Origin of the sequence: Kitasatospora sp. NPDC091335, assembly GCF_044757205.1 — a bacterium.
Lineage (GTDB): Bacteria > Actinomycetota > Actinomycetes > Streptomycetales > Streptomycetaceae > Kitasatospora.
The window spans coordinates 60949-75640 of sequence record NZ_JBIVUM010000002.1 but is presented as its reverse complement, the minus strand read 5'-3'; the positions used below and the strand labels follow the sequence as shown (position 1 = coordinate 75640).

Annotated in this window: 12 protein-coding genes; 8 read left to right on the top strand and 4 right to left on the bottom strand. The window is 73.4% G+C overall.

Going from position 1 to position 14692, the window contains the following annotated elements; genetic code table 11:
• Positions 1-531 precede the first annotated feature (531 nt).
• The 3 genes from ACIQOW_RS05140 to ACIQOW_RS05130 all read left to right on the top strand — a co-directional run bounded on the left by ACIQOW_RS05140 (position 532) and on the right by ACIQOW_RS05130 (position 3988).
• Entirely contained in the window at positions 532-1272 is a 741-nt protein-coding gene (locus tag ACIQOW_RS05140) for an SIR2 family NAD-dependent protein deacylase (protein ID WP_401079925.1), read from the top strand.
• Positions 1273-1364: 92 nt separating this feature from the next.
• Positions 1365-2579 carry a cytochrome P450 gene (locus ACIQOW_RS05135; protein WP_401079923.1) on the top strand — a complete coding sequence of 405 codons (1215 nt, stop codon included), beginning with the start codon at positions 1365-1367 and terminating at the stop codon, positions 2577-2579.
• A gap of 89 nt (positions 2580-2668) precedes the next feature.
• Positions 2669-3988 (top strand): serpin family protein, encoded by a 1320-nt coding sequence (locus ACIQOW_RS05130; RefSeq protein WP_401079921.1) that lies wholly within the window; start codon positions 2669-2671, stop codon positions 3986-3988.
• A gap of 54 nt (positions 3989-4042) precedes the next feature.
• On the opposite strand, the gene ACIQOW_RS05125 is transcribed toward ACIQOW_RS05130, so the two are convergent.
• From ACIQOW_RS05125 to ACIQOW_RS05110, 4 genes are all read right to left on the bottom strand, one after another.
• A complete protein-coding gene (locus ACIQOW_RS05125) occupies positions 4043-5155 on the bottom strand; it encodes an ADP-ribosylglycohydrolase family protein (RefSeq protein WP_401079919.1) in 1113 nt (370 codons plus the stop codon).
• A gap of 110 nt (positions 5156-5265) precedes the next feature.
• Positions 5266-6537 carry a DUF2786 domain-containing protein gene (locus ACIQOW_RS05120; RefSeq protein ID WP_401079917.1) on the bottom strand — a complete coding sequence of 424 codons (1272 nt, stop codon included), beginning with the start codon at positions 6535-6537 and terminating at the stop codon, positions 5266-5268.
• A 153-nt stretch (positions 6538-6690) separates the two neighbouring features.
• Entirely contained in the window at positions 6691-8322 is a 1632-nt protein-coding gene (locus ACIQOW_RS05115; RefSeq protein ID WP_401079915.1) for a transporter, read from the bottom strand.
• A complete protein-coding gene (locus tag ACIQOW_RS05110; RefSeq protein ID WP_401079913.1) occupies positions 8319-9137 on the bottom strand; it encodes an ABC transporter ATP-binding protein in 819 nt (272 codons plus the stop codon). Before ACIQOW_RS05110 ends, ACIQOW_RS05115 begins: the two co-directional genes overlap by 4 nt.
• Positions 9138-9385: 248 nt before the next feature.
• Here ACIQOW_RS05110 and ACIQOW_RS05105 point away from each other — a divergent pair, with 248 nt between their 5' ends.
• The 5 genes from ACIQOW_RS05105 (at position 9386) to rpsG (ending at position 14653) form a co-directional block, all read left to right on the top strand.
• Complete coding sequence (locus ACIQOW_RS05105; RefSeq protein WP_401079911.1) at positions 9386-9937, top strand: DUF1707 domain-containing protein; 552 nt, start codon at positions 9386-9388, stop codon at positions 9935-9937.
• A gap of 295 nt (positions 9938-10232) precedes the next feature.
• Entirely contained in the window at positions 10233-11786 is a 1554-nt protein-coding gene (locus ACIQOW_RS05100; RefSeq protein ID WP_401079909.1) for a hypothetical protein, read from the top strand.
• 46 nt (positions 11787-11832) lie between these two features.
• On the top strand, positions 11833-13428 hold the full coding sequence (locus ACIQOW_RS05095; protein ID WP_401079907.1) for a DUF2142 domain-containing protein: 1596 nt from the start codon (positions 11833-11835) through the stop codon (positions 13426-13428).
• Positions 13429-13807: 379 nt separating this feature from the next.
• Positions 13808-14179 carry a 30S ribosomal protein S12 gene (gene rpsL / locus ACIQOW_RS05090; protein ID WP_014144289.1) on the top strand — a complete coding sequence of 124 codons (372 nt, stop codon included), beginning with the start codon at positions 13808-13810 and terminating at the stop codon, positions 14177-14179.
• 3 nt (positions 14180-14182) lie between these two features.
• The gene (rpsG, locus tag ACIQOW_RS05085; protein WP_030055803.1) at positions 14183-14653 is read left to right on the top strand and encodes a 30S ribosomal protein S7; all 471 of its coding nucleotides are present in this window, start codon (positions 14183-14185) and stop codon (positions 14651-14653) included.
• The last annotated feature ends 39 nt before the right edge of the window (positions 14654-14692 follow it).

Genomic DNA, 14692 nt, shown 5'->3' with positions numbered 1-14692 from the left:
CTGGGCTCATAACCCAGAGGTCGCAGGTTCAAATCCTGTCCCCGCTACGAAGACGAAGGGCCCGGAGGCATCAAGCCTCCGGGCCCTTCGGCGTTCCCGGGGTCCGGTCGGCTCCGTCGTACGGGGGAGGGGCGGGAACCGCTCCGGCGGGGGAGGCGGTGGCGCGCGGCCGGGGGAGGGTTCTCGGCGTCGGGGCGACGGGCGGGCCGGCGGCCGTCAGCTCATCGGGAAGACCGGCCCGCGCGGGGTGAACGGCAGCACCGCGCCGCGCGGGACGAGGAAGGCGTGCTCGCGCCGGACCCGCGGCACGTCGCACTCGCCGTCGGTGATCACCAGGACGGGCGCCCCGGGCGGACGGTGGCCAGCCCGAGCAGCAGCTCGGGGACCTGGACGGGTGAGACGCTGACTGCTCCCTGCACGGGGCTCCTTCGGGTACGGCGGCGCGACCGGCCCAGTGTGCGGCGGGAGCCGGACGGGCGCACCCGGATTTTCGGTGGCCGGGAGCGGACTCCCGGCCGTACCGTCCGGGGTATGAACGCGAAGCGTCCCCTGATCGCCGTGCTCACCGGCGCGGGCATCTCGACCGACTCGGGCATCCCCGACTACCGCGGCCCGCAGGGCCTCTGGCAGAAGGACCCGTCGGCCCAGGAGCTGGTCACCATCGGGCCGTACCGGGACGACCCCGAGGTGCGCCGGCGGGCCTGGCGGATGCGGCTGGAGACCGGCGCGCTGCTGGCCGAGCCGAACGCCGGGCACCGTGCGCTGGTCGATCTGGAGCGCTCCGGCCTGCCGGTGCGGGTGCTCACCCAGAACGTGGACGGGCTGCACCAGGCGGCCGGGCTGACCGCCCGCAAGGTGCTCGAACTGCACGGCACCGCGCGGGAGGTGCAGTGTCTGCGCTGCCGGGTGGTGGGGCCGATGGCGGAGGCGCTGACGAGGGTCGAGGCGGGGGAGCCGGACCCGGACTGCCGGGCCTGCGGGGGGATCCTCAAGCCGCGCACGGTGATGTTCGGCGAGAACCTGGACCCGGAGGTGCTCGGGCAGGCCGACGCGGTCTCCCGTGCCTGCGACCTGTTCATCGCGGTCGGCACCAGCCTCCAGGTGTTCCCGGTGGCGGCGCTGCCGTACAACGCGGTGAAGACCGGGGCGAAGCTGATCATCCTGAACGCCGAGCCGACGCCGTACGACGAGGCGGCGGACGAGGTGATCCGCGAGCCGATCTCCCAGGCGCTGCCGGAGCTGGTGCGCCGACTTGTCCTGGAGCGGGCCTGATCAGGAGCCGGAAGGGTCATATTCCCGGACGTACCGCGTGCGTACGATGATCCTTCCGGCTTCCCCCCTCCCTGGCCTGGAGTGATCGACCGATGACGACGACGGTGACGTTCGACCCCTGGTCGGCGGCGTTCGTGGCCCACCCGTACGACGCGTACACCGAACTGCGCGAGCACGCCCCGGTGACGTACTTCGAGCCGACGAACCAGTGGCTCGTCTCGCGCCACGAGGACGTCAGCGCCCTGCTGCGCGACCGGCGGCTGGGCCGCACCTACACCCACCGCTTCAGCCACGCCGAGTTCGGCCGCCCCGAGCCCGACCCGGCGCACGAGCCCTTCCACACCCTGAACGACCACGGGCTGCTCGACCTGGAGGCGCCCGACCACACCCGGATCCGCCGGCTGGTCTCCAAGGCCTTCACCCCGCGCATGGTCGAGGGCCTGCGCCCCACCGTGCGGCGGCTGGCCGGGGACCTGGTCGACGAGCTGCGCGCGGCCGGCGGCGGCGACCTGATCGCCACCGTCGCCGAGCCGCTGCCGGTCGCCGTGATCGCCGAGATGCTCGGCGTGCCGGAGGCCGACCGGCATCTGCTGCGGCCGTGGTCCTCCGACATCACCGGGATGTTCGAGCTCAACCCGAGCGAGGAGGCCGCCCGCCGGGCCGTCACCGCGAGCGTCGAGTTCTCCGACTACCTGCGCGCCCTGATCCGCGAGCGCCGCACCGCCCCCGGCGGCGACCTGATCAGCGCGCTGATCCAGGCCCAGGAGGGCTCCGACGCGCTCAGCGAGCAGGAGATGATCTCCACCTGCGTGCTGCTGCTCAACGCCGGCCACGAGGCGACCGTCAACACCACCGGCAACGGCTGGTGGGCGCTGTTCCGCAACCCCGGCGAACTCGCCCGGCTGCGCGGCTCGGTGGACGAGCTGCTGCCCACCGCCGTCGAGGAACTGATGCGCTGGGACACCCCGCTGCAGATGTTCGAGCGCTGGGTGCTGGAGGACGTCGAGGTCGGCGGCGTCACCATCCCGCGCGGCGCCGAGATCGCCCTGCTGTTCGGCTCCGCCAACCGCGACCCCGAGCGCTTCGCCGACCCGGACCGCCTCGACCTCGGCCGCACCGACAACCCGCACATCACCTTCGGCGCCGGAATCCACTTCTGCCTCGGCGCCCCGCTCGCCCGGTTGGAGCTCACCGAGTCCTACGGCACGCTGCTGCGCCGGGCGCCGGGCCTGCGGCTGGTCCGCGAGCCCGAGTGGAACCCGGGCTACGTGATCCGCGGGCTCAGGGAACTGCTGGTCGAGGTCTGACGGGGAAGCGCGGCCTGACGGGGAGGCGGCGGGAGGCGGCGGGTGCGGGCCGGGTGGAACCGGTCGACGGGGCGGCACGTCGAAGGGCCATGACGAACCGCAGCACCGGACCCCGCCGCACCCTCCGCCGCCCGGCGGCGCTGCTCCTCGCGGCCGCGCTCGCCACGCCGCTGCTCGCCGGCTGCGGCAGCACCGGGGCCGCCGCGCCCGTGGAGCTCAGGGCCTCCGCGCCCGCGAGCCGGCCGGCGGTCGACCCGGCCCAGGTGGCCGCCACCGCGGCCGCCACCGACGCCTTCGGCCTGGACCTCCTGCACACCCTGACCGCCCAGCCGGACGCGGCCGACCGCAACCTGGTGGTCTCCCCGTCCGGCCTGGCCACCCTGCTCGCCATGCTGCTGCCCGGCGCCCGCGGCACCACCGCCGAGGAACTCGCCAAGGCCCTGCACACCGGGCTCACCCCGCAGCAGTACGCGCTCGCCACCGGCGAGCTGAACCGGCCGGTCCCGGCGACCGGCAAGCTCACCCTGAGCCGCAGCGACGACGTCTGGACCCAGCGGGGACTGTCCGTCGCCCCGGACTACCTGGCCACCCTCGCCGCCGCCTTCGACACCGGCGTGCACCAGACCGACTTCGCCAAGGACCCGGACGGGGCCCGCAAGACCGTCAACGAGACGGTGGAGAAGGCCACCGACGGCCGGATCAAGGACCTGTTCGGCGAGGGCGCGATCACCCGGGACACCCGGCTGGTGCTCACCGACGCGCTCTGCCTCAAGGCCGAGTGGGCCTCCGCCTTCAAGCCCTCGCACACCGCCGACCGCCCGTTCCACAAGCTCGACGGCTCCGCCCCGGCCGTCCCCACGATGGGGCAGACCGGGGACTTCAAGTACGCCGACGGCTCCGGCGGGATCGCCGGCGAGCCCTGGCAGGCCGTCGAACTCCCTTACGCGGACGGCGGGTTGGTGATGGACCTGATCGTCCCCGCGCAGGGCGGCTTCGCCGATTTCGCCAAGGGCCTGGACCAGCCCCAGCTCGACCGCATCCTCGGCGCCCTCGCCGAGCGGCCGGTCGACCTCCAGCTGCCGCGCTTCCACTTCGGCACCTCGAAGGAGCTGACCCCGGCGCTGCGCTCGCTCGGCGTGCGGGCGGCCTTCGACGGGGCCGACTTCGGCGGCATCGCCAAGGACCCGCTGGTCGTCGGCACGGTGGTGCAGAAGGCCACCGTCGAGGTCGACGAGAAGGGCACGGTCGCGGCGGCCGGCAGCGGTGCCGGGATGGAGGCGGCGGCGGCGCCGCAGGCCGACAAGCCCGTCCGGCTGCACCTCGACCGGCCGTTCCTGTTCCTGATCCGGGACACCAGGGGCGGGGCGCCGCTGTTCCTCGGCCAGGTCACCGACCCGCAGGCCCGGTAGGTCCGGCAAGCCCGGTGGGCCCCGGAGGCTCCGCGGGCGCGCCGCCCGGGCGGTTCACCAGGCCGGGTAGCGCCCGCCGAGCCCCGGGTGCAGCGGGTCGCGGCTGCCGAACAGCACCAGCAGGTCGTCCGCGACCTGCCGCAGCTCCGTACGGCCCTCGACCGCTCCGGCCCACTCGGCGGGCAGCGCCGCGGCGCCGTACGCGGCCCCGACCAGGTTGCCGCAGACCGCACCGGTGGAGTCGCTGTCCCCGGAGTGGTTCACCGACAGCAGCAGCGCGGTGCGCACCGGGTCGGGGTCCAGGGTGGCCGCCAGCAGTGAGTACACCCCGATGGCCAGGCACTCCTCGGCGGTCCAGCCGAGACCGACCCGCTCCACCGTCTCCGCCGCCGGCTCGGCCTCCTGGGCCAGCCGCACCGCCCGGGCCAGCGCCTGGACGGTCTCCTTGGAGCTCGGCAGCTCGCGGATCTGCTCCACCGTCTCGCCGACCGCCGCCCACGGCTCGGTGCCGTCCGCGAGCCGCTCGACCAGCGCCGCGAAGGCGCCCGCCGCGAGGTAGCCGGTCGGGTGCCCGTGGGTGAGCTGGGCACACTGCACCGCCAGCCCGAAGGACTGCTCGGTGCCCAGCCTGGCCAGTCCGAACGGCGCCGAGCGCATCACCGTGCCGCAGCCCTTGGAGCCCGGGTTGACCGGCCCGGCCAGCCCGATCGCGGACGGCGCCTCGAACACCGGGTGCTCGGACGCCCCGCTCAGGCACGCGTTGCCCGGCGCCCGCCGCGCGTACAGGAAGGGCCGGCTCAGCAGCCAGCCGTCGTACGGGCGGGGCTGCGGCGCGGTGTCCGGCGCGCCCTGGTACTGGGTGCGCAGCCAGCGCCGGTAGGCGCCGTGGACGGCCTCCGGCACCGAGCCGCCGCCGCCCGTCCAGCCGCGGACGAAGCCACGGATCAGGCCCTCGGCGGTGAACAGCGTCATCTGGGTGTCGTCGGTGACCTCCACCGGGCCGGGCCCGGCCGGCAGCGCGGTCACGCCTTCCGGTCCGTACCGGTCCCGGATCTGGTGGAGCTGCTGGAACTCCACCGGCCAGCCCAGCGCATCGCCGATCGCTCCGCCGAGCAGCGCTCCGCGCACCCGGTCCCGGTACCCCGACTCGGCCGCCGGCTCCGTCACGTCGAATCCCCCTTCGTTCGTGGCGGACTACGTTCTATCAGGTCCGTCGGAGCGCCGCCGGGCTCCGGGTGGATCTTGTCGGGGCGGGTCGGGCACCGCGGGGGCCCGGCCTACCGGCGGAGCTGCCCGGCCCGCCCGTGCAGCGCGGCCCGGTCGGCGGCGGCGCGTCCGGCCGCCCAGCCCACGCCGTCGCTGACCCTGACCCGCTGCGAGACCAGCTTCGGGAACAGCCGGCCGACCTCCTCGTCCACCGCCTCCGAGCGGGCGACGAGGGCGGGCAGCAGCCGCGCGTCGGGCAGCAGCTGCTCCTCGGTGCCGTCCTCGCGCAGGTGCCGCCCGGCCGCCGCGGCGCTGGTGGCGCGCTCGGTGGCGGCGGTCAGCCGCTCGCGGATCCGCGCCGCGTACGCGACCAGGAAGGACTGCCGGAACGCCTTGCTGCGGGAGTCCCTGCGGGAGCCCGCCCGGTTGAGCGCGTGGGTGGCCTGCACCAGCAGCGAGGTGTAGAGCAGCTCGACGCCGTCCAGGTCGCCGTCGAAGCCGACGACGGTGCAGAAGCCGTACTCCTTGGCCCACACCACCCGGCACCGGTTGGCCGCCGCGACGGCGTCCAGCAGCATCGTCTTGGGGCCCTCGTACGGGTTGTCCACCCCGATCCGCAGCGCCGCCGGGGTGTCGCGGTCGGCGCCGGCCGCGGCCAGCAGCGCGTCGTCGATGCTGTGCTGGGTCATCAGCTGCTGGGCCTTGGCGGTCAGCGCCTCGGCCTCCTCCGGGTACTCGGTGGACTCGGCCTTGGCCAGCAGCGCCCGGATCCGCGAGAGCATCCGCGGCTCGCCGGAATCCGGCGCCCGGTGCTGCGGCCGTACGGTCTGCCCGGGGGCGGGCCCGACCGGGGCGATCGGGGGCAGCCGGCCCCAGGTGCGCAGCAGCTCCAGGACGGCGGTGGCGAGCGCGAAGCGGTCCAGCCGGTGCCGGTCGGTGAAGGCGCCGAGGTACTCCTCGTCGCCGGACCACCAGACCTCGGCCTCCAGCTCGCGCAGCTGTTCCTGCCAGCGCCGGTCCAGGGCGGCCGCGGGGTGGCGGCGGGCCTCGGCGGCGATCAGGTCCACCGCCAGGGCCAGGTGGACGGGCTTCAGGCCGCGCCGCACCACCCGGACCAGGTCGGCCGGCCGCCAGCCGGCGGACCAGCAGCGGCCGACGGCGGTGTCCGCGTGGGCCAGCACCGCCCGGCTGACCGTCGGCCACTGCCCGGCCGAGGCGGCCAGCAGCGAGGCCCCGGTGTCCAGGGCGAGGTCCAGTGCGTCCTCCGGGGCCGTCAGCACCGACCGCACCGCCTGCTCCAGCAGCGGTTCGGCGCTCCCGCCCTGTCGCGCGCGCTTGCCCACGGTGTTTCCCTGCTCTCCTCGACGGCCCGGCCTCCTGCCCATGATGCCGGAGTCGCCGTCGGGAACGGCCTGGCGAGCCGACGTCCGAGCTGTGATCTGAGCGGTGATCCGGGCGGTGATCCGAGCTGTGTTCCGAGGAGGAAACGATTCGGCTCAGCGCTCGATGGCCTTGGCCAGGATCTCCGGCGTGCGCTCCAGCAGCAGGCCCGCGGCCAGCCGTACGCCCAGGGCCGCGACCAGGGCCCCGTACAGCGGGCCGACCAGCAGCACCGGCCAGCTCGGCCCGCCCGAGAGCAGCGCCCAGGCCAGGTAGCCGCCGACCGGCAGCGCCAGCACCGTGACGCCGACCATCGAGCCGAACTGGTTGAGCAGGATCAGCCCGCCCTGCCCCGGGGCGGCGCTGCGCATCGGATTGCTGTCGGCCGGCATGGTGTACGGCGCCAGCACGCTGAACAGCGAGCCGAGCGCGATCCCGCAGCCGAGCAGCGTCAGCGCCAGCCCGAGCGCGGACGGCAGCTCGCCCCACCGCCCGGTGACGGCGGCCAGCACCAGCCCGAGCACCACCGTCACCGGGACCGCGTACGACAGCACCGCGTACGCCCGGCCGCGCAGCTCGGCCCTGGCGTCGGCCGGGGTGCGCAGGGTGGCGGCGACCATCCAGAACGCCGAGCCGTCCATGCCGAACAGGTTGAGCATCTGCAACCCGAGGAACACCCCGGTCATCGCCAGCAGGTAGACGCTCGCCCAGCCCTGCACCATCGACAGCACGCAGATCACCAGCGTCATCCCGATGCTGGTGAACAGCGCCGCCTTGGCCCGCGGCTCGCGCCAGGCGTACCGCAGGTGGCGCTGCATCACCGCGCCGGTCCTGCCCTCCGGCAGGAAGCCCCAGCCGCGCGAGCCCCGCACCCCGCGGGCCACCTCCAGGGTCGAGGAGTCGGCGGTGACCATCAGCTCCTGGAGGCTCCGCCGCCACCAGCGCAGCAGCAGCGCCAGCAGCCCGGCCGCCGCGGCGAGCTGGAGCAGGGCCAGGCCGTACCGGCCCTCGCCGGCGGTGCGCGACGCGTCCGCCGCGCTGATCGGCGGGATCCAGCGCAGCACCGCCGCGATCGGCTCCAGCGGGCTGAGGTCGATCGGCCCGCCCCGGCGGCCGAAGACGCTCTGCGAGCCCACGTTGGCGACCTGGACCAGCAGCGCGAAGGCCAGCCCGCCGAAGATCGCGAAGTCCTTGCCGCGCCGGCTGGAGAGCATCCGGGCGTTGCCCGCCGCGACCGCTCTGGAGAGCGTCACCAGGCAGAGCACCGCGAGCGGCACACCGATCACCGCGACCGCGGCCGAGGCGCCGCCGGCCGCGCCGGACAGCACCGCGCCGGTCACCAGCACCAGGCTGATCAGCGGCCCCGGTCCGATCAGCGCGGCCAGCAGCGAGCCGCGCAGCAGCGGGCCCGGCCGCAGCGGCAGCATCGTCAGCCGGGTCGGGTCGGCGCTCTCGTCGCTGGAGAACAGGAACAGCGGCAGCGCGGCCCAGCCCAGGGTCAGCACGCCGAGCAGCATCACCCCGGCGTCCCCGGAGCCCGCGTGGCGTCCGTTCAGCGCGGCCATGGCGACGGCGACGCCGCCCGCGAGGGCCAGGCCGAACACGCCGCCGATCACGTAGACGGCGGTCCGGCCGGGGCTGCGCCGCAGGCCGTTGCGCAGCAGCCGCAGCTTGAGCGCCACCAGGGCGCGGACCACCGTGCCGGCGTCGGGCACGGGAGCCGTACGCGTGCCGCCGTCGGCGGTCACCGCTCGCCCCCGGTGCGGCCGCCGAGCCAGCCGAGCGACTGCCCGTCGTCCTCGCGCACGCCGATCAGCGCCAGGAAGGCCTCGTGCAGGCTGCGCCCGCCCCGCACCGAGTCCAGCGGGCCCTGGGCGATCACCCGGCCGGCGTTGACCACCGCGACCCAGTCGCAGAGCTGCTCGACCAGCTCCATCACGTGGCTGGAGAAGACCACCGTGGAACCGGCCGCCGCGTACCGCTTGAGCACGCCGCGGATGGTCTGGGCGGAGACCGGGTCGACGCCCTCGAAGGGCTCGTCCAGGAACAGCACGTCGGGGTTGTGCAGCAGCGCGGCGGCCAGGCCGGTCTTCTTGCGCATGCCGGTGGAGTAGTCCGCGACCAGCTTGTCGGCGTCCCGGCCGAGGTCCAGGACGGTCAGCAGTTCCTCGGCCCGCCGGTCCACCTCGGCGCCGGGCAGGCCGCGCAGCCGCCCGGTGTACTGGAGCAGCTCGCGCCCGCTGAGCCGCTCGAACATCCGCAGGCCCTCGGGCAGGATGCCGATCCGGGCCTTGACCGTGACCGGGTCCGCCCACACGTCGGTGCCGTGCACCAGGACGGTCCCCTGGTCGGGCCGGAGCAGCCCGGTGACCATCGACAGCGTGGTGGTCTTGCCCGCGCCGTTCGGTCCGACCAGCCCGATGAACGCGCCGGTCGGCAGCTCCAGGCTCAGCCCGGCCACGGCGGCCTGGGCGCCGAAGTGCTTCCAGAGCCCCTGGATGCTGACGGCGGACGGGGTGCCCGGCCCGGGGAGGCCGGAGGGCGGCGGCACTGACGCCTGCATGGGTGCCTTCTCTGCTCGTGGTGGTGGCGGAAAGTCCGTGGAGGCCCAGCCTGTCACTGCTCGAACAGGCTGTCGTCCGACTTGAGCATCCCCTGAGCCCGCCCGCCGAACGGGTGAGGCACGCCGTCCGGCCCCGGTGATCCGGCGGCTGCCGGGCCGATTCGGCAACTACTCGGATCCACCGTTCGTCCTGCACTATGAGGAAGCAGTGACGTGCGCGGGGGTGCCGCGCTACCGGGAGGTGGCGGATGTCCGTACAACCATGGGGCGAGCCTGGTTCCGGCTATCCGCCGGGCAAGCGGCCGACGGCCGGCTGGCAGCCGGCGCCCGTGCCGGCGGCGATGCCGCAGGCCGTGATGCGGGCGGGCCACGCGGACCGGGACCGCACGCTGGACGTGCTCAAGGCCGCGTTCGCGGAGGGCCGGCTCTCCGTCCAGGAGTACGAGCAGCGCCACGAGGCGGTGGCCGCGGCGCAGACCTACGGTCAGCTGGCCGCGCTGGTGGCCGATCTGCCCAGCGGGCCGATGACGGCGCCGCCCACGGTCGCCGCGCCGGTCCCGGCCACCTTCATGGCCGTCCCGCCGCCGCCCCAGGCCCGCCCCACCAGCGCGCTGGCGGTGGTCTCCCTGCTGTGCAGCGTGTTCCTGCTCTCCGCTCCCGCCGTGATCACCGGTCACATCGCCCGCGGCGAGATCCGGCGCCGCAACATGGACGGCGACTGGGCGGCCGTCCTCGGCCTGGTCCTCGGCTACCTGGGCTGCACGTTCTGGACCCTGCTGCTCTTCTTCATCGCCGGGTAGGCCGCCGCCGGTGTCCGGACACCGGTGTGGCCACGCCGTTCCGCCCCTATGTCGATGGGGTCTTCGGAACGTGAAGGATCTATGATGCCCGGGGCTGCCGCCGCACGCCTGGAAGCAGTTCCGTCACCAGCCGCTGGGGAACCGGCCGGGACGGGCTGAGCGAGCGACCACGAGCTGAGGACCTACCTTGACAGTCAGTGCCCAGGAAGCCTCCACGATCCCACGGACCGGAGGCCGTTCCCTGACCAGGGGATCGGCGGACCGGTCCGGTGGCGGGCTCCGGACGTCCGCGCCGGTGCTGCTCGCGGGGGAGGCCGTGGTCGCCTTCCTGGCCGCGCTGGTGCTCCCGCTGCTGGCCCGCGGTTTCAAGCTGGACCCGCTGGACCGGATCGCCCAGGTGAGCGGCCTCGCCGCGGTGCAGCTGCGGTTCGCGGTGATCGGCTTCCTGCTGCTCGGCGCGGTCGTGCTCGCGCTGCGCTTCCGCTCCGGCCGGCACTTCGGCCTGGTGGCCCGCTTCTCCGCCGCCGCCCTGGCCGGCCTGGCCAGCGGCTTCGTGGCGGCCGGCGCGGTCATCGCCCTGCACGGCACGCCCTGGCCGATGTTCGGCCTCAACGGCGACAGCGGACGCATCGTCGAGTGGGCCCACGCCGTGGCGAACGGCCAGCCCTCGGGCTCGCCGGTCTACCCGCCGGCGCCGCTCTACACCCTGGGCTACTACGCCGAGTGGTTCCACGACGGCAACACCGCGTACGCCTTCAAGGACCTCCAGATCCTCGGCGCCGCCGCGTTCGGCCCGCTGGTCTACCTCTCCTGGCGGATGCTGCTCAGCCCGGTCCGCGCGCTCGCCTTCGGCGTGCTGCCGGCCTTCGCCCTGATCGACGCGTACAAGCCGTACAGCCAGACCGTGCTGGTCGTCCTGGTGCCCGTGCTGGTCGCGCTGGTGGTGCACCTGCGCCGGAGCGGGACGGACGCCTGGCGGACGCTGCTGCTGAAGGCGGCCGGCTTCGGCGCCCTGCTGGGCCTGATGTTCCTCACCTACTCCGGCTGGTTCCTGTGGAGCGGCCTGGGCGTGCTGGTCGCGGCCCTGGCGTACTTCCCCTGGCGGGCGGACCGCCGCAAGGGCCTGGCCTACCTCGGCGCCACCGGGGCCGCCTTCCTGCTGGTCTGCGGCAGCTACCTGGTGACGATGCTGACGGAGGGCCAGGACACCAAGGACTCCTCGTTCCGCTTCGACAACATGACCGACCCGGCGTACTTCCTGATGTGGCGCACGGACATGCCGGGCAAGGTGGGGGAGTGGCCCCTCCCCGGCGAGTTCGGCGGCATGGACCTGTTCGCCGTGGTGATGTTCGTCGCACTCGGTGCCGCCCTCTGGCTGGGCATCCGCAAGCCGCTGGTCGTCACCATCTGCTGCATGTTCGCGAGCGCCTGGCTGATGCGGATGTACATCGCCTCGCACATGTACGAGACCCAGACGGTCCAGCTCTACACCCGGACCAACAACCAACTGCTCTACTGCGGCCTGCTGTTGTGCGCCCTGGTCGCCCACCTGGTGTCGCTCCGGGTGATGGGGCGCCGGCAGGCCACCGAGGCCGGGGACGGCGCGGGGGCGGGCCTGCCCGGCCCGCGGGTCGCCGTCGTCGGTACGCTGTTCGCTCTCCTCTTCCTGCTCGGCACGGTCTCGTCCTCGATGGCGGACCGTTACATGCCGGCGAAGGAGAACACCTACCGCATCCTGCCGTGGGTTTCGCACACCGTGCAGAAGCTCGACGGCACGTGCCCGAAGTTCGCGCCCGGCGGGCAGTGCTCGCAGAAGGGCGACCAGACGTGGGAAACCATGATCAAGTGACCGGTTCCCGCCCCTGAGCCCGAGCTGACCCGAAGGTCCTTTCCAGATGATGATCACCGCCGTCAAGAGCCTCGCCGACCGGCTCGTCGCCTCGCCGAGGCGGCTGTGGCTCGCCGCGTTCGCGATCTTCTTCGCGCTCAGCGCGTCCTGGTCGATCTCCACGCCGACCGGAGCCTCACCGGACGAGCACGCCCACCTGGTCAGGGCGGCGGCCGTCGCCCGCGGCCAGATCGACGGCCGGGAGGTCATGGTCCCGCACGTGGTGGGGGGCATCGAGGGGCAGTTCGCCGAGACCGGCGTCGAACTCCCGCGCATCTACCAGGACGTCAAGGACGTCAACGCCTGCTACGTCTTCGAACCCGGCATCTCGGCGGCCTGCGCCCCGGAGCTCAAGGAGCGCCCCGGGACGACCCTGGTGACCACGGCGGCGGGCCGCTACCACCCGGCGTACTACCTCGCCGTGGGCTGGCCCAGCCGGCTGGTGCACGGCGAGAAGGCGTTCTACCTGATGCGCCTGATGTCGGCGCTGATCTGCTCCGCCCTGGCGGCGAGCGCGGTGGTCTCGGCGGCGGAGTGGCGGCGGCGGTCCTTCACCCTGCTCGGCACCGTCACCGCGACCACCCCGATGGCGCTGTTCATGTTCGGCGTGGTCAACCCGAGCGGTCCGGAGATCGCGGCGGGAATCCTGGTCTGGAGCGCCGGCCTGCCGATGCTGATGAGCCCGGACCCGCACCTGCTGAACCGCCGGCTGGCCCGGCTCGGCCTCGGTGCGCTGGTGCTGATCAGCATCCGGCCGCTCGGCCTGATCTGGTTCTGCGGGGCCCTGTTCTTCGGGCTGCTGCTGGGCCGCAAGGGCGCGCTGCGCGACGTGCTGCGCCGCCGGGCTACCTGGCTCTGGGGCGTCCTGGCGCTGGCGACGGCCGGCTGGGCCCTGGCCTGGTCGTCGAGCCACCCGGACAACTCGGTCATCGACGCGAGCGACCTCACCCCGGTGCTCGCGGCCAGGAAGACCTTCGACAACGGCCTGCTGTACATCAAGCAGATGGTCGGTTACTTCGGGTGGCTGGACGCGCAGTCGCCGGCCGCCACGCTGGTGGTCTGGTGCGGCGTGGTGATCGCCCTGGCGATGCTCGCCCTGGTCTACGCCCGGTTCCGGGACGCCCTGGCGATCGGCGGCGTGCTGATCGGCATCGTGGTGATACCGATAACAGCACAGGCCCTGCAGAGCCAGCTGGGCATGATCTGGCAGGGCCGGTACCTGCTGCCGTTCGCCGTCGGACTGCCGATCATGTGCGCCGCGATCTGCCACGAGCGGATGCCCTGGGGCGGCTTCGCCTGGCGCCGGCTGCTGGTGATGTTCGGCTTCTCGCTCGCCCTGGTCAACGCCGCGGCCTTCCTGTGGGCGCTGCGCCGCAACGCGGTCGGCACCGAGGGGCCGCTGCTGATCAGCCCGGCCCACTGGGCCCCGTACGGGGGCTGGGCGGTGTGGCTGGTCGTGTACACGCTGGCCGCGCTGGCGCTGGGGCTGTTCGTGGCGGCGTCGGACAACCGGGAGCGCCCGCTGCCGGACTCGTCCGGGACGGCCGGGGGCGGCGCCGCGGAGGGTCCTCCCCGGCTCGCCGGGGCCCACGCGGAGGCGTAGGGTTTCGCCGTGCGGGGGGTGCCCGGTTGTGGTAGAGAGCCCCGCCCCGGGGCCGGTTCCCGGTCCGCTTCCGGCGCAAGCCCCGCGACCTGCGGCGTTGCATTTGTTTTGACCGCGCCCGATGCGCTAGGTACGCTCTGACCTTGTGCCTGGGGTGTCCCCGGGTCCTTGTGCGTGCATGCACACCGGTCGCCGCGCCGAGCCGGAGCGCCTCCCAGCGCCCCGCGCGTAGAGCGCCGTCGCTGTACATCAGCCATGGGATTCCGTGTCGTAACAAGCCCAACACACCCGACCGCGTGGGTCGACCACGGGGCCGTGTGCGGGGGAGACACCGCAGGTTAGTTCCACCAAGCCTTGGCACACAGAAAACGGAGAAACGGTGCCTACGATCCAGCAGCTGGTCCGAAAGGGCCGGCAGGACAAGGTCGAGAAGAACAAGACTCCCGCGCTGAAGGGTTCCCCGCAGCGTCGTGGGGTCTGCACGCGTGTGTACACGACCACCCCGAAGAAGCCGAACTCGGCGCTTCGTAAGGTCGCCCGTGTGCGCCTCACCAGCGGGATCGAGGTCACCGCTTACATTCCGGGCGAGGGCCACAACCTGCAGGAGCACTCCATCGTGCTGGTGCGCGGTGGTCGTGTGAAGGACCTTCCTGGTGTCCGCTACAAGATCATCCGCGGTTCGCTTGACACCCAGGGTGTCAAGAACCGCAAGCAGGCTCGCAGCCGCTACGGCGCCAAGAAGGAGAAGTAAGAAATGCCTCGTAAGGGCCCCGCCCCGAAGCGCCCGGTCATCATCGACCCGGTTTACGGCTCCCCGGTCGTCACGCAGCTGGTCAACAAGATCCTGCTGCACGGCAAGCGCTCCACCGCCGAGCGGATCGTCTACGGCGCCCTCGAGGGCGTCCGTGAGAAGACCGGCTCGGACCCGGTCGTGACGCTGAAGCGCGCGCTGGAGAACGTCAAGCCGGCCCTCGAGGTCAAGTCCCGCCGTGTCGGTGGCGCGACCTACCAGGTTCCGGTCGAGGTCCGTCCGGGCCGCGCCAGCACCCTGGCGCTGCGCTGGATGGTCGGCTACTCGCGCGCCCGTCGCGAGAAGACCATGACCGAGCGCCTGATGAACGAGATCCTCGACGCCAGCAACGGCCTGGGCGCTTCCGTGAAGCGTCGCGAGGACACCCACAAGATGGCCGAGTCCAACAAGGCCTTCGCGCACTACCGCTGGTAGTCCCTACCCCGTCACTAGACAGAGAGAGAACGAGCCACC